The organism is Yersinia proxima (assembly GCF_902170785.1).
GTDB lineage: Bacteria > Pseudomonadota > Gammaproteobacteria > Enterobacterales > Enterobacteriaceae > Yersinia > Yersinia proxima.
The window spans coordinates 588,900-606,312 of record NZ_CABHYG010000004.1 but is presented as its reverse complement, the minus strand read 5'-3'; the positions used below and the strand labels follow the sequence as shown (position 1 = coordinate 606,312).

Sequence of the window (17,413 nt, the reverse complement as noted above, 5' to 3'; positions counted from 1 at the left end):
TAAAAAGAGCGTGTGATTACTCAAGCTCTGCCATCAGTTTTACCAGATGTTCAACAGCTTTCTTCTCATCATCGCCTTCAGCAGAGATCGTAACAACAGTACCTTGGGTCAGGCCCAGAGTTTGCAGCTTGAACAGGCTTTTGGCGCTAGCGCTTTTACCGTTAGAGGTCACAGTAATTTCGCATGGGAAGCCTTTTGCTTCTTTTACGAACTGGGCAGCAGGGCGGGTATGCAGACCGTTTGGTGCAGTAATAGTAACTTCTTGCTGGAACATTGTATTTCCCCAACTTATTTTGGATTTATGTTGTGGAGCTAAAGTTTAGTGTAGAACCCAAACTTTAGCCTGTATTGGTGCGCGTATAACAAGACTATTTAACTCGCGCATGACTATGCCTCAACCAGTGACAAGTCACAAAGACAGTTTCCGATATAACCTGAGTTCAGGCTTAAAATCGATACTGCTACATCTAAGAATAATGCTCTCTTTGCGTTATGTCTTCAATCAGCACTCAGTGATGACATTTTTTGCCGCATTGCATAATGGGTAAATCGATTCAGCCAGAGAGACATTCGAGATACGATTAATTTCGCGTATCAAAATAATTGACCGGTTAAATACTAAACCCGGAGGGTAAAATCAATCTTTATGTAGTAAAAAGTTTGAAGCGCGCCACAAAAAAAGCACCCATGAGGGTGCTTTTTTAGCATTTAGTGCGACGGTCTAACTACTGTTGCAGCTCTTGTTCAGTGAACAAATCTGCGAACAACGCCGTACTTAAATAGCGCTCACCCGAGGACGGAAGAATAACCACAATTGTTTTGTCAGTAAAGTCTGGATCTTCAGAAATCTTGACTGCTGCTGCCACCGCTGCACCTGAAGAAATACCAGCCAAAATACCTTCTTCATCCATCAAACGACGAGCCATAGAGATGGCTTCATCATTGGTAACCAGTGCCACACGATCAACCAGACTCAAGTCAAGGTTGCCGGGAATGAAGCCCGCGCCGATACCCTGAATTTTGTGTGGGCCGGGTTTGATTTCCTGACCAGCCAACGCCTGAGTAATGACTGGAGAATCTGTAGGTTCAACCGCAACAGTGGTGATGGCCTTGCCTTTAGTCTTTTTAATGTAGCGGCTGACACCGGTCAGAGTACCGCCGGTACCGACACCTGCGATAAAGACATCCACTTCACCATCGGTGTCTTCCCAGATTTCAGGGCCTGTAGTTTTTTCGTGAATTTCCGGGTTTGCCGGGTTACTGAATTGCTGCAAGATAATATAGCGGTTTGGGTCGGTGGCTTGAATCTCTTCCGCTTTGGCTATCGCCCCTTTCATCCCTTTAGCACCTTCGGTCAGCACCAGATTGGCACCCAATGCTTTGAGCAGTTTACGGCGCTCAATACTCATGGTTTCAGGCATGGTCAGGGTCAGTTTATAACCGCGCGCGGCTGCAACAAATGCCAGTGCGATGCCGGTATTGCCACTGGTAGGTTCTACCAGCTCTTTATCTGCGGTCAGAATGCCGCGATTTTCGGCGTCCCAAATCATATTGGCACCGATACGGCATTTAACACTGAAACTTGGATTGCGTGACTCAACCTTCGCCAAAATGCGCCCGTTACCGATACGGTTCAGACGAACCAGCGGCGTATGGCCGATTGTTAAAGAGTTGTCTTCATATATCTTGCTCATAGCCCGTCCTTTAACTCTATGAAAATGTAGGAAACGTTCAAAGCATACGCTAACAGTATGGCTATGGAAGTAAGTAATTGGTATATCGATATGTTATTAGGAAATAAGTTTTAATCCCAATAGCTTTTAATCTCGGCAGAACACTTTTAACCTTGGCAATAGGGGCGCGACCAGCACGCCCATGCAAAATTAACGTGGTGGTTGCATAAACTGGTCGCGATAACGATCAACCCACATTGCGGTGGCACCACAGACTGCCACTGGCATAATCACCAGATTAAGCAATGGAATCATAGTGAATAAGCTCACCAGTGCGCCAAATTGCAGGTTATCGACCTTATCTTGACGCAACGCGCTGCGCATGTGCTGAAAACTCACTTTGTGGTTATCAAAGGGATAATCACAATATTGAATCGATAGCATCCAGGCGCTGAACAGAAACCACAAAACAGGGGCCAGTGTTTGGCCGACACCCGGTACCAAATATAACAGTAGCAGCACTAATGCTCGAGGCAAGTAGTAGGCTAATTTACGCCATTCACGCGCCATAATTCGCGGCAAATCTTTCATTATCCCCAGAATTCCGGTATCAGGCAGGGGTTTGCCGGTTAAACTGGCTTCTAACTGTTCGGCCAGCAAACCGTTAAAGGGAGCGGCGATGAAATTGGCGATTGTGCTGAATAGATAACTGAATACCAGTAGCACTGAAATCACCATCACTGGCCACAATAGATAACTGAGCCACTGTAACCAGTCAGGCACATGGCTCATCAACTGGGGAACCCAGTCTCCTATCCGATTGAATAACCACCAGAAAGCCCCACCCATCAGCAGGATATTCACCAATAGGGGTAAAATCACAAATCGCCGTATGCCTGGACGGGAGATTAACTGCCATCCTTGGGCGAAATAATGGATACCACTGACCTTTTTTACCGCTTTTTGCGTATACGCCATGCCATTTTGTTCTCTATAAGCTCATTGACCCGCGTATCATATCGGTATGATTTCCCACTGCATAGTCACATATTGTATGAAAAGTGAGCGAAACATCTAGCATAATCATCTTTCTTCGAAGAAAATTGAGCACGGACTTGCACTTGTGTTCGTTGGGAAATAGAGTTAAAGGGTGAATGTTTGCCGCGGTGGCAATGTATTGGAACAACAGAGATAGTAATGATGCAGGATTTGCGTCTGATATTAATCGTTGTTGGCGCGATCGCCATAATAGCGTTGTTATTGCATGGTTTATGGACCAGCCGTAAAGAACGCTCATCGCTTTTTCGCGATCGCCCAGTTAAACGTCCGAAACAAGAACGTGTTGAAACCCCGATCGAGAGTCTTGATGAAGGGGTAGGAGAAGTGCGCGTCCGCACTGCTCATCCACAAGAGAAGCCTTCGTTTAATCATATTGATGAAGACGATGATGAACTGCCGGTGATTCAGCATACTGAAACCAAACCGGTGCAGGTCAAGGCGGAGCCTCGCCAAAAACCTTTTGCTTCAGTGCCAACAGACTATGACGACCCTCTTTTGGGTGGGCTATCTGCTGAGCAACCACCGCATGAATCGCAGCGTGATCCTTTGCTTGGCTCGGTTGAAGAACATGATTCACAACCGCGTTATGCAGAGCCACAACATGTGGCTGAACATGCCCCTCGGGTGGCTCCACAACATGTGGAATCACAGCCAGAGCCTGCTGTTGCGGCTCCTGAGCTGAAACCGCAAAAGCTGAAAGAAACCGTATTAGTGTTGCATGTTGCTGCACATCATGGTGGTGCTCTGGGTGGCGAAGTGTTGCTACAAAGTGTGCTTCAGTCTGGTTTCCAGTTCGGTGAGATGGGTATTTTCCATCGTCATCTAAGCCCTGCAGGAAGTGGCCCAGTATTATTCAGTCTGGCAAATATGGTGAAACCGGGTTCTTTTGACCCTGACACTATGTCTGACTTCTCAACGCCGGGTGTCTCAATGTTTATGATGGTGCCGTCTTATGGCGACGCGAATCAAAACTTTAAGTTGATGCTGCAATCAGCCCAACGCATTGCCGATGATGTCGGTGGTGTGGTGTTGGATGACGAACGCCGCATGATGACCCCGCAAAAACTGGAAACATATAAGGCTCGCATCCGCGAAGTGTTGGATGCAAACGCAACCGCCTGATAATGTTGCCTTGCAATGAATCGAATTAACCCGAACCCCCGCATGCCGGGGGTTTTTTATCTTTGATGGTGAGCTATGGAATCAATAATTCAGCAAATTAATCAACTAAGAACCTCATTGCGCCATCACGAACATCTGTACCATGTGTTGGATGCACCAGAGATCCCTGATGCTGAATATGACCGCCTGATGCAGCAATTGCGTGAGCTGGAAGCACAACATCCTGAATTGATTACCAATGATTCACCGACCCAACGAGTAGGTGCTGCGCCGCTTGATGCTTTCGAGCAGGTTAAACACGAAGTCCCGATGCTCTCTCTCGATAACGTATTTGATGAAGAAAGCTATCTGGCTTTTGACAAAAGGGTACATGATCGGCTGAAACGCGCCGACCCCCTGACGTTCTGCTGTGAATTGAAACTTGACGGCCTGGCAGTGAGTTTATTGTACGAAGATGGCGAGCTGGTCAGAGCGGCGACGCGTGGTGATGGCACCACTGGTGAAAATATTACCGCCAATGTGCGCACTATCCGTGCTATTCCTCTGCGCTTGCAGGGCGATAAACTCCCGCGACGCGTCGAAGTTCGTGGTGAGGTCTTTATGCCATTAGCGGGTTTCGAGCAGCTTAACGATGAAGCTCGTCGCAAAGGGGGGAAAGTTTTCGCCAACCCGCGTAACGCTGCCGCCGGTTCATTGCGCCAACTTGACCCACGTATTACGGCTAAACGGCCATTAACTTTCTTCTGCTATGGCGTCGGGTTATTGGAGGGCGGCGAACTTCCCCGCAGCCATATCCAGCGCCTGATGCAATTTAAGGCCTGGGGCTTACCGGTCAGTGATCGGATCAAATTATGCACTGGCAGCGAGCAAGTCATTGCTTTTTATCGTCAAGTTGAACAAGACCGCAGCGGTTTAGGTTTTGATATTGATGGTGTGGTTATCAAAGTTGATTCACTCGACTTACAAGAACAGCTGGGCTTTGTTGCGCGTGCGCCTCGCTGGGCCACGGCATTTAAATTCCCGGCACAAGAGCAGATAACGCAAGTCCGCGAAGTGGAGTTTCAGGTGGGGCGAACGGGCGCAATTACGCCAGTTGCGCGGCTGGAACCGGTGCAAGTGGCAGGTGTGATTGTCAGCAATGCAACCTTGCATAATGCCGATGAAATTGAGCGTTTGGGTTTGCGTATCGGCGATACTGTGATTGTCCGCCGTGCTGGCGATGTTATTCCACAAGTGGTGGGTGTGGTGTTGGAGCAACGCCCACAGGATGCCAAAGAGATCACTTTCCCTGAGCACTGCCCGGTGTGTGGTTCTGATATCGAGCGGGTTGAGGGGGAAGCGGTTGCCCGCTGCACCGGTGGGTTATTCTGTGCCGCGCAACGTAAAGAAGCACTGAAGCATTTTGTCTCGCGCCGGGCGCTGGATGTCGATGGCATGGGTGACAAAATTATCGAGCAATTGGTCGAAAAACAGTATGTTGAGAACCCAGCTGATTTGTTTGCTCTGACTCCCGGAATACTGACCGGATTAGATCGGATGGGGCCAAAATCTGCTCAAAATCTGGTCGCAGCATTGGAAAAGGCAAAACAGACGACTTTTGCCCGCTTCCTCTATGCGCTGGGCATTCGCGAAGTGGGTGAGGCAACAGCGGCCAATTTGGCTGCTCATTTCCGTAATCTGGAAAACCTACGAGCTGCTGATATCGAGGCATTAAAAAGTGTGCCAGATGTCGGGGAAGTGGTGGCTAAGCACGTGGTGAACTTCCTCAGTGAAGAGCACAATCAGAAAGTGATCGAAGCGCTGGAAAAAGTGATCACTTGGCCCGAGCCGCAGCAAATTATAGCCGAAGAGATAGACAGCCCATTTGCGGGAAAAACAGTAGTTCTGACCGGCTCACTGACTATCCTCTCAAGGGACGAAGCCAAAGATCGCCTGGCCGCTTTGGGGGCCAAAGTCAGTGGCAGTGTTTCCAAAAAAACTGATCTGGTGATTGCGGGTGAAGCGGCGGGATCGAAACTGGCGAAAGCGCAGGAACTGGGGATTACTGTTATCGATGAAGCGGAAATGATCCGTTTGCTCGGTGAGTCGTCCTAACAACTGAGGGTTGTATGGAAAAAGAGAACTTGGTTGAAATCGCCAATACCCGGATGCCCTTTGGTAAATATCAGGGGCGGGTGTTAATCGATCTGCCGGAAGAGTACCTGCTTTGGTTCGCCCGTAAAGGTGAGTTCCCGCAAGGCAAGCTAGGTATGTTGATGGAGATGACGCTGGCGATTAAAATTGAAGGGCTGGATGGTTTGGTTAAACCCCTCAAACGGGGCTAATTTTTTAGACTTAAATATGGCGATGAACAGTCGCAGATCATCGCCATAGTCTTATTTTGTAGGGCACAAACTTCATTAAATATAAACGTCAATCTGGTTTTGAGCAGAAGGGCGGTTTACCCCATCACCTGTAGGTGTACTCGCGCTGGTTGTATCGTCTTTACCTTCTTTGGCTTTTTCCGCCGCCTGTGCCTCAATACGAGCAACCTGAGCTTGCAGTGCTGCTATTTGGCTCTGAATTTGTTGCTGTTGTTTTTGCAACTCATCAGCAGTTAAACCAGAGTCTTTTAAGGTACTTAACTTTTCGGTCAGTTTTTGGATCTCTTGATTAAGAGATTTAATCTGTGCGGCGGTACTGCTATCCGAAGAGCTGCTACTACTTACTGACACTGATGCTGTAGAGATAGTATTCGACATCATTATTCCTTAGAAAACGTGGGTGGAATAATATTTATCGACGTGAAGGATATTAATCTTTAGCCTTTCAGCGGGGTTTTACACAATCTTATCACTTGCTAATCAGTAACCTATCACTTGATGGTTTTATAAGCGTTAAATCCAGGTTCTAAACCACCAATTGCAGTTGCGGCCAATGCTGTTGCCACCCTTTGCTGTTGACCCGCTGGTAGTAAGTATCAATTTCACCGTTTTTAGTATTCAGCGTAATGGTTTGACTAAATAAGGCAGACAAACCGAATGGGGCGACCAGTTCAATATCACCATTTTCTTTAAGGCAGGCCCCAATCGCTGTTTCCACCTCGACCCAATAGCTAATGGCATCTTCTGTACTGGTGTAAGGCCAGCGACCACTGCGCAGGTGCATTCTGGCTTGATTTTTGACTGACCACGGGAATGACGGGTGCAGGGCTGAAGTTGTGTGATTAAGTTGTTCTTCGAGCTGTAAATCATGCTGCTCACTGGCATCTTGTTCATCGAAATAGACTAAATCAATATCATTAAGTGGGGTAGAGGAAAGGTATCCATGTCGCTTATCCCACACCAGATTACGGACAAATCCTGCGGCCAGACACCATTGGTTTAACTGAAGTTCACGGGCAATAGACAATGCTTGCATCCGGTAGGGGTCTGCACGTAGCCATTCAATGATTTGTTGCTGCTGGTTCATTGCCTGTTTCCTCGGTAATCAATGTGTTTGGAGCAGGATAGCAGCGGAGAATGATTATGATAAATGCTAAAAAGCAAAAAACCGGCCATAGGCCGGTCTTTTAAAGAGTGGTGGAGCTAGACGGGATCGAACCGTCGACCTCTTGCATGCCATGCAAGCGCTCTCCCAGCTGAGCTATAGCCCCACAAATGTGGTTGTTCGTACTGATTTATCTATCATGTCACCCGATTATCAAGTCTAAGACTTTATTAAACAAGATAATTTGGTGGAGCTAGACGGGATCGAACCGTCGACCTCTTGCATGCCATGCAAGCGCTCTCCCAGCTGAGCTATAGCCCCACAAATGTGGTTGTTCGTACTGATTTATCTATCATGTCACCCGATTATCAAGTCTAAGACTTTATTAAACAAGATAATTTGGTGGAGCTAGACGGGATCGAACCGTCGACCTCTTGCATGCCATGCAAGCGCTCTCCCAGCTGAGCTATAGCCCCAATGCGCACATAATAAATCGTGTGAACGGGGCGCATGATATGAAACCCCTGAAACAGTGTCAACGGCTAATTCTATTTCTCACGCCAAGCGCTGAAAAAGCCGCCAAATCAGTGAGCAAACAGCATAAAAAAGGCGACTTTACTCAGTCGCCTGATAACTATATTTGATTTTATTGCTGCGCTTCACGTTCGCTGATAAAAGCGAGCGCTTTATCAATACGAGACAGTGAACGTGCCTGGCCGATAGCATGGACGGTGACGTCCATTCCTGGTGATTGACCAGCGCCAGTGACCGCTACGCGCAATGGCATGCCAACTTTGCCCATACCTACACCCAACTCATCAGCCGTGCCCTGAATGGCATTGTGAACGTTTTCAGTAGTCCACTCGGTGATGGCAGCCAGTTTGGCCTTAACCGCTTCCAGCGGTTGGCGTGCGACAGGGCGCAAATGTTTTTTCGCAGCATCTGCGTCGAATTCATCAAATTCTTCATAGAAGTAACGGCAAGATTCAGCCATTTCTTTCAGTGTCTTACAGCGCTCGCCCAATAGTTTAACGATTTCGACCAATTCAGGGCCGTTGCGAGTATCAATACTCAACTGCTCAACCTGCCATGACAGGTGAACGGCAACCTGCTCTGGTGGCAGGCTATTGATATAGTGGTGGTTCAGCCATTGCAGTTTTTCAGTATTGAAAGCACTGGCGGATTTACTCACCGCATCCAGGGTGAATAGCTCGGTCATCTCAGCAACAGAGAAAATCTCCTGATCACCATGCGACCAACCCAGGCGAACTAAATAGTTCAGCAGGGCTTCTGGCAGATAGCCGTCATCACGGTATTGCATCACGCCGACTGCACCATGACGTTTAGACAGTTTTTTGCCGTCATCACCCAGAATCATTGAAACGTGGGCATATTCAGGAACGGGCGCGCCCAATGCTTTCAGAATGTTAATCTGGCGAGGGGTGTTGTTGATATGGTCTTCACCACGGATAACGTGAGTGATTTCCATATCCCAGTCATCAACGACTACGCAGAAGTTATAAGTTGGTGAGCCATCGGTACGACGGATAATTAAGTCATCCAACTCTTGGTTGCTGAATTCGATTGGGCCACGGATTTTATCATCGAAAATAACTGAGCCTTCCTGCGGGTTACGAAAACGCACCACCGAAGGTTCATCAGCACTGTGGGTACACTGGCTATCGCGGCAGCGACCATCGTAGCGCGGCTTCTCACCGTTGGCCATTTGGGTTTCGCGCAATTCATCCAAACGCTCTTTAGAGCAATAGCATCTATATGCAGTGCCATTTTCCAACATTTGGTCGATCACCGCATTGTAGCGATCAAAACGTTTGGTTTGGAAATACGGGCCTTCATCCCAATCCAGATTCAGCCAGTTCATACCGTCCATAATGGCGTCGATGGCTTCCTGAGTTGAGCGCTCAAGATCGGTATCTTCAATACGCAAAACAAATTCACCACCGAAATGGCGGGTGAATAACCAGGAATACAGCGCGGTGCGCGCGCCACCAACGTGGAGATAGCCGGTAGGGCTGGGTGCAAAACGGGTTTTGATTTTCATTGGGTTCGATGCCTTATTACGCTACGCCGACCAGCAAAAGCTGGCTGTTGCTCGAATTTCGAAAAAGTAGGCGACATTCTACCACCCTGAGACAATTCCTCAACGATGTTACCGATATGCAATTGATGATTACAAACAGATCCGGCTAAAGAAACGCCCATAGCGGTGATAAATATCGCATCCTGTTTAAATTTGCGGCGAACGATTGTTTTCGTTTTAAAAACCGTTGACTCACTTCGAACTATCCCTATAATGCGACTCCAACAACACGGCGGGGCGATTAGCTCAGTTGGTAGAGCATCTCCTTTACACGGAGGGGGTCATCAGTTCGAATCTGGTATCGCCCACCACTTCTTTGCTTTCAAAATTATATAATGGGTCGTTAGCTCAGTTGGTAGAGCAGTTGACTTTTAATCAATTGGTCGCAGGTTCGAATCCCGCACGACCCACCATTATATCCAGTACCTCAGCAACTTCCCCCAAACTCTGAAATTGCATACTACACAATATCGTGTGGATGAGACCCTGCGTTCAGGTTCGAGCCGAGCGAAGCGAGACAGCAACGCGCTAGCGTTGACCCGAAGGGCGAGGCCAGCGGCCGAGTAATCCCGCACGATCCACCATTATATAGAATCCTAATACCCCAATACCATTCCCTGTATACCTGTCTTATTTACCTATAGTCTCATTTTTAACTTCCTAAAACTTATTCCCTAAGCAAATAACTCATCCCCGAATCTCAGGCATAAAAAAAGGCGCCGTAGCGCCTTTTTAACGATTTTTTTCTGGTACTTAGAGCACCAGGCCCGCGATAGAAGCGGACAGCACACTGACCAGCGTAGAGCCGTACAGGAGTTTCAAGCCAAAGCGAGAAACGACGTTACCTTGATGTTCATTCAGGCCTTTAATCGCACCAGCTACGATACCGATGGAAGAGAAGTTAGCGAATGAAACCAGGAATACGGACAGAATACCCACACTGCGTGGTGACAATTCTGATGCCACTTTCTGCAAGTCCATCATGGCCACAAATTCATTTGAAACCAGTTTGGTTGCCATGATACCGCCAACTTGCAAGGCTTCATGAGCAGGGATACCCATTACCCAGGCAAACGGGAAGAAGACATAGCCCAGAATACCCTGGAAGCTAATACCAAACAGCAGACTGAACAGAGCATTCATCGCAGCAATCAATGCAATGAAACCAATCAGCATTGCTGCAACGATAATGGCAACTTTAAAACCAGCAAGGATGTATTCACCCAGCATTTCAAAGAAACTCTGCCCTTCGTGCAGGTTGCTCAGTTGTAACTCTTCTTCATCTTCAGCTTTATATGGGTTGATTAACGACAACACAATAAAGGTACTGAACATGTTAAGCACCAGTGCTGCGACCACGAATTTCGCGTCCAGCATTGACATATAAGCACCGACTATCGACATAGAAACCGTCGACATTGCCGTTGCTGCCATGGTGTACATGCGTTTTTCAGACATTTTGCCCAAAATATCTTTATAGGCGATGAAGTTTTCAGACTGGCCCAGAATCAGTGAACTGACTGCGTTAAATGATTCCAGCTTACCCATACCGTTAATTTTGGACAGTAAAGTACCAATAATACGAATAACGACCGGCAGAACTTTAATATATTGCAGAATACCAATCAGGGCAGAAATGAAGACGATAGGGCATAGCACTCTTAAGAAGAAGAACGCGAGACCTTTATCACCCATATTGCCGAAGACAAAATCGGTACCGGTAGCGGCAAATCCAAGCAACTTGTCGAATAAACCGGCGAATCCTTTCACAAAACCTAATCCAACTTCCGAATGGAGGAAGAAGTACGCTAACAGCACCTCAATAACCAACAATTGAATAACAAACCGAATGCGGATGCTTTTACGATCCTTACAGATCACTAGAGCGAGTATGGCCACTACGACTAAGGCCAACGCAAACTGTAGAATATGGGACATGTGTGCTCCAAATTAGAGGCAGGCTAGGTTTTGGTGGACATTTTATGTAACGGCTACATTAAAAACGAGATGTAGTCTGCAAATATAGAAATTCACTTTCATAAATGCAAACAAATTAGCGGGGTTGATCACAAAAAACAGGATGTTAATAATATGCTACAGGGATAGTGTAAATATGCTAGTTTGAGCAATTGTAGCGTTCGGTCTGAAAAATTGCGATGTAGCTGTTAACTCAATTTTTCAGAAACCAACAACTGGCGATGACGGCACGGCAAATTATGCGGTATTAGCTATCAGAGAGATAAGTTTCATCCCTCTAAATGCGCTTGATAATTATTATCATTTAGATATTATTAAAGATAAGAGAAAGTAGCCGTAAGTTTTTCAAGGGTAATACTGAATGTTGAATAGTCGTGTTGTCGATACGCCCCCCCGTACATCAAGGAGAATCAAACTCTCCCTGATGGGGCCTGCTTTTATCGCGGCTATCGGCTATATCGACCCCGGCAACTTTGCCACCAATATTCAGGCCGGTGCTTCCTTTGGCTATACCTTATTATGGGTCGTGGTTTGGGCCAATTTTATGGCTATGCTTATCCAACTCCTTTCCGCCAAGCTCGGTATTGCTACCGGCAAAAATCTGGCTGAACATATTCGTGACCGCTTTCCGCGCCCTGCGGTGTGGGCTTACTGGGTGCAAGCCGAAATTATTGCGATGGCGACAGACCTGGCTGAGTTTATTGGGGCGGCGATTGGGTTCAAATTGCTCTTGGGCGTGACGCTGCTTGAGGGGGCGGTACTTACGGGTATCGCGACCTTCCTTATATTGATGCTACAAAAGCGTGGGCAAAAGCCATTAGAGTTAGTGATTGGTGGCCTGCTGCTGTTTGTCGCTGCAGCTTATATTGTAGAACTTGTCTTCTCACGCCCAGAGATAGCAGCCTTAGGCCGTGGGATGTTAATCCCGGATCTTCCTAACCGCGATGCTGTATTTTTAGCCGCCGGGGTCTTGGGCGCAACTATAATGCCGCACGTTATCTATCTGCATTCATCATTGACGCAAACCGCCGGGGAAAATTCCAAAGCTGATCGTTACGCCTCAACAAAATTAGATGTAGCCATTGCCATGACGATTGCGGGTTTCGTCAATTTGGCGATGATGGCGACGGCAGCTGCCGCTTTCCACTTCAACGGTTATGGCAGTATTGCGGAAATTGAACAAGCCTATTTAACGCTACAACCCCTATTGGGTAATGCTGCTGCGACTATATTTGGTTTGAGTTTAGTTGCCGCCGGGCTGTCATCAACCGTGGTCGGAACCTTGGCTGGACAAGTGGTTATGCAGGGGTTTGTGCGGTTTTACATCCCTATTTGGGTGCGCCGAACAGTAACTATGTTGCCTTCCTTTATTGTCATTTTGATGGGAATGGATGCCACTCGCATACTGGTGATGAGTCAGGTATTGCTGAGTTTCGGTATTGCTTTAGCGTTAGTGCCGCTGTTGGCTTTTACCGGCAATAAAGAATTGATGGGGGATATGGTTAACTCAAAATTGATTCAGATTTTGGGGAAACTGATTGTACTGGTGGTGATTGGATTGAATGCTTACTTATTGGTGAGCCTGATTTAATTTATCAGTAAGGCGAGCTAAGGACAAAAACTCGCCTGGGGTATTCTCATCTAATCATGGTCATGGTGATCATGGCCTTTGCCGCGATGATGTTTTTTACTCTGTTTTTTATGATGTTTATCATATTTCCAATAGTGTCCATCACGATAGTAGTAGTTCTTTTTCCACCAATCTTTGTGTTGCCAGCGGTGACCGTCCCAGTAATGACCATGACGATTACGCTCGCCTAAATCTCGTCCTTGATGATTTTGCCACCATTGACGGTCACGCCAGTCATAACCATCCCAATAATTACCACTGCGGTCTTGTTCACCAATCTGTAGTGAAACACCGGGTAGCAGCTCAATACTCTCGGCATTGGCCATCGGGATAAGCGGGAACCAGGCTAAGATGGTTATCAGTAACAGCGGTTTTATCCTTCTCGGCCTCACTACGCTTAGCTTTAACATTGTTGATTTAAACATGGCCGTTTTTAACATTATTTATCCTTGTCTGGCCTTACAGGCTATGGCGCTATCTTAAACAGTAAGCCAGCTACAGGGATTCGGATAAAACTGTAAATGTAAGATTTAGGATTTATCTGTGAGGGGATAGAGCAGATGTTGACAGGGAGCGTTAGCCCCCTATTGAATGCTTAAAAAGAGAGCGTTTACACTAATATATTTTCAATAGCTTCTATTTCTGCGTCACTGAATTCAGTATTGGCTAACATACCCACAGCATCATCAATTTGATTGATTTTGCTTGCTCCGATCAGTGCTGACGTCACTCGCCCGCCCCGCAATACCCACGCTAAAGACATTTGCGACAACTTCTGCCCACGATCAAGCGCGAGTTCATTCAATTGGCGAACCTTAGCCAGTTTTTCCGCTGAAAGTTGCTCAGGAGTCAGGAATTTACTGTCACTGGCTGCCCGTGAGTCCAATGGGATACCGGCCAAATAGCGATCAGTTAATAAACCGCCTGCTAGCGGCGAGAAAGCAATAGATCCAACACCATACTCGTCCAGTGTATCTTGCAGATCTGTTTCAATCCAGCGCTCAAACATGGAGTATTTGGGTTGATGAATCAGACAAGGCGTGCCGAGTTGCTCCAGAATTTCACAGGCCTGACGCATTTGTGCTGCCGGGTAATTGGACAAGCCGACATATAAGGCTTTACCCTGGCGCACCAGCAAATCCAGTGCTGCCATCGTCTCTTCCAATGGCGTATTAGGGTCTGGGCGGTGGTGATAGAAAATATCAACATAGTCCAGCCCCATCCGCTGCAAACTTTGATTAATGCTGGCAACCAGATACTTCTTGGAACCCCAATCACCATAAGGGCCAGGCCACATAGTGTAACCCGCTTTGGATGAAATAATCAGTTCATCGCGATAAGGGCGCAAGTCTTGTTGCAGGATTCGGCCAAAGTTTAGTTCGGCGGAACCGGGCGGTGGGCCATAGTTATTGGCTAAATCAAAATGGGTAATACCATGATCAAAAGCGCGATGAATCAAGTTGCGGCTATTCTCATACAAGGTGCTGTCACCAAAGTTATGCCACAAGCCAAGAGAGATCGCTGGCAGCATTAATCCACTGTGGCCACAACGGTGATACTCCATCTCCTGATAGCGGGAGGACGCTGCCTGATAGACCATGATGCCCCTTATTGATGAAAGTAAACAACGCCTTAATGTATGCGTTTCCACTGGTTTCGAACGCTGGTGTGATCACAGAGTTTACATTCGGTGACCGGGGAAAGTGCCTGTCAGCAAAACCTTATTCTGTGCGAGCTAATTAATAATTTAAAAAACATTAGATTTATTGATGATTTGCTCAATACTTATTTACCAACAATAAATATTGAGACGGTGTAGTGATGGTGAGCAACTATAAGGTAGCGGATTATTTACTGGATCGACTGGCACAAGTGGGTATCAGGCACCTATTTGGTGTCCCTGGTGATTTCAATCTTCACTTTTTGGATCATGTCATCAGCCATCCGGTTATCCAATGGATGGGATGCGCGAATGAACTTAACGCGGCTTATGCGGCTGATGGATATGCCCGTGTCATGCCTGCTGCGGCGTTATTGACCACGACAGGAGTGGGTGAGTTAAGCGCTATTAATGGTATCGCGGGTAGTTTTGCTGAATATCTTCCTATCATTCATATTGTTGGCACTCCGGCGCTGCGCTCGCAAAAAGCGGGTGAATTATTACATCATTCATTTGGCGATGGTGATTTCAACCATTTCGCGCGGATGGCGAAAGAGGTTGCTTGCGCGCATACCAGCTTAACTGCCGAAAATGCCGCGTCTGAGATTGATCGCTTATTGGTGGCGGCACTTTATCAACGGCGTCCGGTCTATTTACAGCTTCCCTCTGATGTGGGAGAGGCGGAGTTAACCAGCCAATCTGGGGCGTTAGCACTGTCTCAGCCGATGTTATCCCCGACCTCGTTACAGGCTTTTATTGAGGCAGCTCGTGAAAAATTGCAGTCGGCGCACCGGGTGGCGTTATTGGCAGATTTTCTCGCCGATAGATTTGGTGCACGACAAGCACTGAATCATTGGCTGGCAGAGGTGAACTTGCCGCATTCCACATTGCTAATGGGGAAAGGCTTGCTGGATGAGACTCACCCGATGTTCATCGGGACTTATGCCGGAGCTGCCAGTGATGCCAGCGTCAGAGAATATATTGAAGAGGCCGATGTGCTTATCACCGTCGGAGTGTGGTTCGTCGATACCATTACCGCCGGATTCAGCCAACATATTACTCAGGATAATTGTATTGATGTTCAGCCTGAACAGGTGCGGATTGGGCGTCAGGTTTTTAGTCAAATCCCGATGCTGGCCGCCGTTAATGCGCTACACGAGTTGTGTCTGTCTTTACAGGGGGAGTGGCATCAACCGGTCATCACTCATCCTATGCCCGTGCTACCGTCAGACAATCTCCTTAGCCAGCAAGCCTTTTGGTATCACATCCAATATTTCCTGCAGCCGGGCGATATTGTGGTGACAGATCAAGGCACCTCCAGTTTTGGGGCTGCCGCACTGCGTCTACCTTCTGGCTGTACCTTTGTCGCCCAATCATTGTGGGGATCGATTGGTTTTAGCTTGCCCGCAGCCTATGGCGCGCAATTGGCGCAACCGCAACGCAGAGTCATATTGCTGGTGGGGGATGGTGCAGCACAGCTTACCATACAGGAGTTGGGGTCGATGCTGCGTGATGGTTTAACTCCTATTATTTTTCTGCTTAATAATCATGGTTACACCGTAGAGCGAGCTATTCATGGACCGCAGCAACCCTATAACGATATTGCCGAGTGGAATTGGACGCAGTTACCACAAGCCTTGGCTGTGGACAAAGCCTCACTGACCTGCCGTGTCACGCAGGCTGATGAACTGCAACAGGTGCTGGCACAGATCGAAAATTGCCCGCAATTAGCATTCATTGAGGTTATGTTGCCACCAATGGATATGCCTGAATTAATGGTTAATGTGGCCAAATCTATTCAGGCCCGTAATGCGGCGGTTTAATGGCGCCGGTTAGTTGATCCAACAGCCAATAGCCTGCCGGCCCCGGCGGGCTTTTTTTCGACCAAACCGCATCAATTGAGATCATTTTTGGCCAACCGGTGATTGGCAAGGCAACGAGTTTTTTATCACTGTACTGCTCAACCATCCAGCGCGGCAAAATTGCCCAGCCGAATCCTTGCACCGCCATCTCCATCAACATCAAATAGCTTGGGGCTGACCATATCAGTCCTTGCGACTGATTGCGCTCGGTGCGGTTATAGGTATTGAGACAGAGTTGGCGGGTGGTGGCGAGTTGTTCCGGGTGAACCTGAGATAATTGTGCCAGCGGATGATGATGTTGCACAAATATCGCCATTTCGGTTTGCTCGGCTAATCGGCTGGCAGCAATGTCCGGCGGGTAATGTTGCTGCACCTCTACCACACCGATATGCGCCCGCCTCAGTTGTAGCAAATCAATCACATCGTCATCTTCAGCAATCAAACACTCAAATTCGATATCGGGATAGCGCTGCTCAAAGCGTCGCAGCAGACTTTCATGATGGGTCGGTTGATAGGTGTCGGACAAGACAAATGTCAGACGCGTTTCAACCTGGCCCGCCAGCCGGATTGACAGATTATCCAGGCGTTCACTGGCAGCCAGAATTTCTTGCACATGAGAGAGCACGCGCCGTCCGTGATCGGTTAACACTGGCTGACGGGCTTGCCGGTCAAATAAGGTTAACCCCAGATCGGCCTCCAGATTGGCGATGGCGGTGCTGATGGTTGACTGGCTTTTGCGTAGTTTTCGGGCCGCAGCGGAGAATGAACCCAGTGCGGCAGCTTCGACAAACGCAATCAGTGCTTCGGGAGAGTAGTGCATAATCTATCTATTTTATCGATGGGTTCTATTTTTAATCTATC

The 17,413-nt window shown here is 47.7% G+C and carries 15 protein-coding genes, 5 tRNA genes and 1 other RNA gene; 8 read left to right on the top strand and 13 right to left on the bottom strand.

The window, feature by feature from the left end:
- Positions 1–16: 16 nt before the first annotated feature.
- The 3 genes from ptsH to cysZ form a co-directional block, all read right to left on the bottom strand.
- Positions 17–274, bottom strand: coding sequence for a phosphocarrier protein Hpr (gene ptsH / locus FTB31_RS04785; RefSeq protein ID WP_050076256.1), 258 nt, complete (start codon positions 272–274; stop codon positions 17–19).
- 451 nt (positions 275–725) lie between these two features.
- Positions 726–1,694 carry a cysteine synthase A gene (cysK, locus tag FTB31_RS04780; RefSeq protein WP_050076253.1) on the bottom strand — a complete coding sequence of 323 codons (969 nt, stop codon included), beginning with the start codon at positions 1,692–1,694 and terminating at the stop codon, positions 726–728.
- A 189-nt stretch (positions 1,695–1,883) separates the two neighbouring features.
- Positions 1,884–2,651 (bottom strand): sulfate transporter CysZ, encoded by a 768-nt coding sequence (cysZ, locus tag FTB31_RS04775; RefSeq protein ID WP_077173781.1) that lies wholly within the window; start codon positions 2,649–2,651, stop codon positions 1,884–1,886.
- Positions 2,652–2,870: 219 nt separating this feature from the next.
- Between cysZ and zipA the strand changes: the two genes are divergently transcribed.
- From zipA to FTB31_RS04760, 3 genes are all read left to right on the top strand, one after another.
- On the top strand, positions 2,871–3,854 hold the full coding sequence (gene zipA / locus FTB31_RS04770; RefSeq protein WP_139343690.1) for a cell division protein ZipA: 984 nt from the start codon (positions 2,871–2,873) through the stop codon (positions 3,852–3,854).
- Between the two features lie 75 nt (positions 3,855–3,929).
- The gene (gene ligA, locus FTB31_RS04765) at positions 3,930–5,948 is read left to right on the top strand and encodes an NAD-dependent DNA ligase LigA (RefSeq protein WP_227731156.1); all 2,019 of its coding nucleotides are present in this window, start codon (positions 3,930–3,932) and stop codon (positions 5,946–5,948) included.
- A gap of 14 nt (positions 5,949–5,962) precedes the next feature.
- Positions 5,963–6,178 (top strand): DUF3820 family protein, encoded by a 216-nt coding sequence (locus tag FTB31_RS04760; RefSeq protein ID WP_019081727.1) that lies wholly within the window; start codon positions 5,963–5,965, stop codon positions 6,176–6,178.
- Positions 6,179–6,253: 75 nt separating this feature from the next.
- Here the strand turns inward: FTB31_RS04760 and FTB31_RS04755 are convergent, their stop codons facing one another.
- The 6 genes from FTB31_RS04755 to gltX form a co-directional block, all read right to left on the bottom strand.
- Positions 6,254–6,595, bottom strand: a complete 342-nt coding sequence (locus FTB31_RS04755; protein WP_019081726.1) for a FlxA-like family protein — start codon at positions 6,593–6,595, stop codon at positions 6,254–6,256.
- A gap of 148 nt (positions 6,596–6,743) precedes the next feature.
- Positions 6,744–7,304 carry a nucleotidyltransferase family protein gene (locus FTB31_RS04750; protein ID WP_050076239.1) on the bottom strand — a complete coding sequence of 187 codons (561 nt, stop codon included), beginning with the start codon at positions 7,302–7,304 and terminating at the stop codon, positions 6,744–6,746.
- A 108-nt stretch (positions 7,305–7,412) separates the two neighbouring features.
- Positions 7,413–7,488, bottom strand: a tRNA-Ala gene (locus FTB31_RS04745).
- A gap of 79 nt (positions 7,489–7,567) precedes the next feature.
- A tRNA-Ala gene (locus tag FTB31_RS04740) sits at positions 7,568–7,643 on the bottom strand.
- A gap of 79 nt (positions 7,644–7,722) precedes the next feature.
- Positions 7,723–7,798 (bottom strand) — tRNA-Ala (locus tag FTB31_RS04735).
- 170 nt (positions 7,799–7,968) lie between these two features.
- Positions 7,969–9,384, bottom strand: coding sequence for a glutamate--tRNA ligase (gltX, locus tag FTB31_RS04730; protein WP_227720071.1), 1,416 nt, complete (start codon positions 9,382–9,384; stop codon positions 7,969–7,971).
- 274 nt (positions 9,385–9,658) lie between these two features.
- Here gltX and FTB31_RS04725 point away from each other — a divergent pair.
- From FTB31_RS04725 to FTB31_RS04715, 3 genes are all read left to right on the top strand, one after another.
- A tRNA-Val gene (locus FTB31_RS04725) sits at positions 9,659–9,734 on the top strand.
- Positions 9,735–9,760: 26 nt separating this feature from the next.
- Positions 9,761–9,836, top strand: a tRNA-Lys gene (locus FTB31_RS04720).
- A gap of 45 nt (positions 9,837–9,881) precedes the next feature.
- A non-coding RNA gene (locus FTB31_RS04715) (RtT sRNA) lies at positions 9,882–10,007 on the top strand.
- A 169-nt stretch (positions 10,008–10,176) separates the two neighbouring features.
- Here FTB31_RS04715 and FTB31_RS04710 read toward each other — a convergent pair.
- On the bottom strand, positions 10,177–11,361 hold the full coding sequence (locus tag FTB31_RS04710) for a NupC/NupG family nucleoside CNT transporter (RefSeq protein ID WP_019081724.1): 1,185 nt from the start codon (positions 11,359–11,361) through the stop codon (positions 10,177–10,179).
- Positions 11,362–11,761: 400 nt separating this feature from the next.
- Between FTB31_RS04710 and FTB31_RS04705 the strand changes: the two genes are divergently transcribed.
- A complete protein-coding gene (locus tag FTB31_RS04705; protein WP_011815865.1) occupies positions 11,762–12,991 on the top strand; it encodes an Nramp family divalent metal transporter in 1,230 nt (409 codons plus the stop codon).
- 50 nt (positions 12,992–13,041) lie between these two features.
- Here FTB31_RS04705 and FTB31_RS04700 read toward each other — a convergent pair whose 3' ends face one another.
- Together FTB31_RS04700 and FTB31_RS04695 are read right to left on the bottom strand one after the other, a co-directional pair.
- Positions 13,042–13,470 (bottom strand): DUF2502 domain-containing protein, encoded by a 429-nt coding sequence (locus FTB31_RS04700; RefSeq protein WP_050076237.1) that lies wholly within the window; start codon positions 13,468–13,470, stop codon positions 13,042–13,044.
- Between the two features lie 170 nt (positions 13,471–13,640).
- Positions 13,641–14,630, bottom strand: coding sequence for an aldo/keto reductase (locus tag FTB31_RS04695; RefSeq protein WP_227719304.1), 990 nt, complete (start codon positions 14,628–14,630; stop codon positions 13,641–13,643).
- 221 nt (positions 14,631–14,851) lie between these two features.
- On the opposite strand from FTB31_RS04695, the gene FTB31_RS04690 reads away from it, so the two are divergent.
- Positions 14,852–16,513 (top strand): alpha-keto acid decarboxylase family protein, encoded by a 1,662-nt coding sequence (locus tag FTB31_RS04690; RefSeq protein WP_175631710.1) that lies wholly within the window; start codon positions 14,852–14,854, stop codon positions 16,511–16,513.
- Here the strand turns inward: FTB31_RS04690 and FTB31_RS04685 are convergent.
- Entirely contained in the window at positions 16,485–17,372 is an 888-nt protein-coding gene (locus FTB31_RS04685; protein WP_077173787.1) for a LysR family transcriptional regulator, read from the bottom strand. The two genes, FTB31_RS04690 and FTB31_RS04685, sit on opposite strands and share 29 nt — an antisense overlap.
- Between the last annotated feature and the right edge of the window lie 41 nt (positions 17,373–17,413).

Bases quoted from the DNA above. Each gene is read 5' to 3' on its own strand.
- ptsH (WP_050076256.1), bottom strand. From the start codon at position 274: ATGTTCCAGCAAGAAGTTACTATTACTGCACCAAACGGTCTGCATACC.
- cysK (WP_050076253.1), bottom strand. From the start codon at position 1,694: ATGAGCAAGATATATGAAGACAACTCTTTAACAATCGGCCATACGCCG.
- cysZ (WP_077173781.1), bottom strand. From the start codon at position 2,651: ATGGCGTATACGCAAAAAGCGGTAAAAAAGGTCAGTGGTATCCATTAT.
- zipA (WP_139343690.1), top strand. From the start codon at position 2,871: ATGATGCAGGATTTGCGTCTGATATTAATCGTTGTTGGCGCGATCGCC.
- ligA (WP_227731156.1), top strand. From the start codon at position 3,930: ATGGAATCAATAATTCAGCAAATTAATCAACTAAGAACCTCATTGCGC.
- FTB31_RS04760 (WP_019081727.1), top strand. From the start codon at position 5,963: ATGGAAAAAGAGAACTTGGTTGAAATCGCCAATACCCGGATGCCCTTT.
- FTB31_RS04755 (WP_019081726.1), bottom strand. From the start codon at position 6,595: ATGTCGAATACTATCTCTACAGCATCAGTGTCAGTAAGTAGTAGCAGC.
- FTB31_RS04750 (WP_050076239.1), bottom strand. From the start codon at position 7,304: ATGAACCAGCAGCAACAAATCATTGAATGGCTACGTGCAGACCCCTAC.
- gltX (WP_227720071.1), bottom strand. From the start codon at position 9,384: ATGAAAATCAAAACCCGTTTTGCACCCAGCCCTACCGGCTATCTCCAC.
- FTB31_RS04710 (WP_019081724.1), bottom strand. From the start codon at position 11,361: ATGTCCCATATTCTACAGTTTGCGTTGGCCTTAGTCGTAGTGGCCATA.
- FTB31_RS04705 (WP_011815865.1), top strand. From the start codon at position 11,762: ATGTTGAATAGTCGTGTTGTCGATACGCCCCCCCGTACATCAAGGAGA.
- FTB31_RS04700 (WP_050076237.1), bottom strand. From the start codon at position 13,470: ATGTTAAAAACGGCCATGTTTAAATCAACAATGTTAAAGCTAAGCGTA.
- FTB31_RS04695 (WP_227719304.1), bottom strand. From the start codon at position 14,630: ATGGTCTATCAGGCAGCGTCCTCCCGCTATCAGGAGATGGAGTATCAC.
- FTB31_RS04690 (WP_175631710.1), top strand. From the start codon at position 14,852: ATGGTGAGCAACTATAAGGTAGCGGATTATTTACTGGATCGACTGGCA.
- FTB31_RS04685 (WP_077173787.1), bottom strand. From the start codon at position 17,372: ATGCACTACTCTCCCGAAGCACTGATTGCGTTTGTCGAAGCTGCCGCA.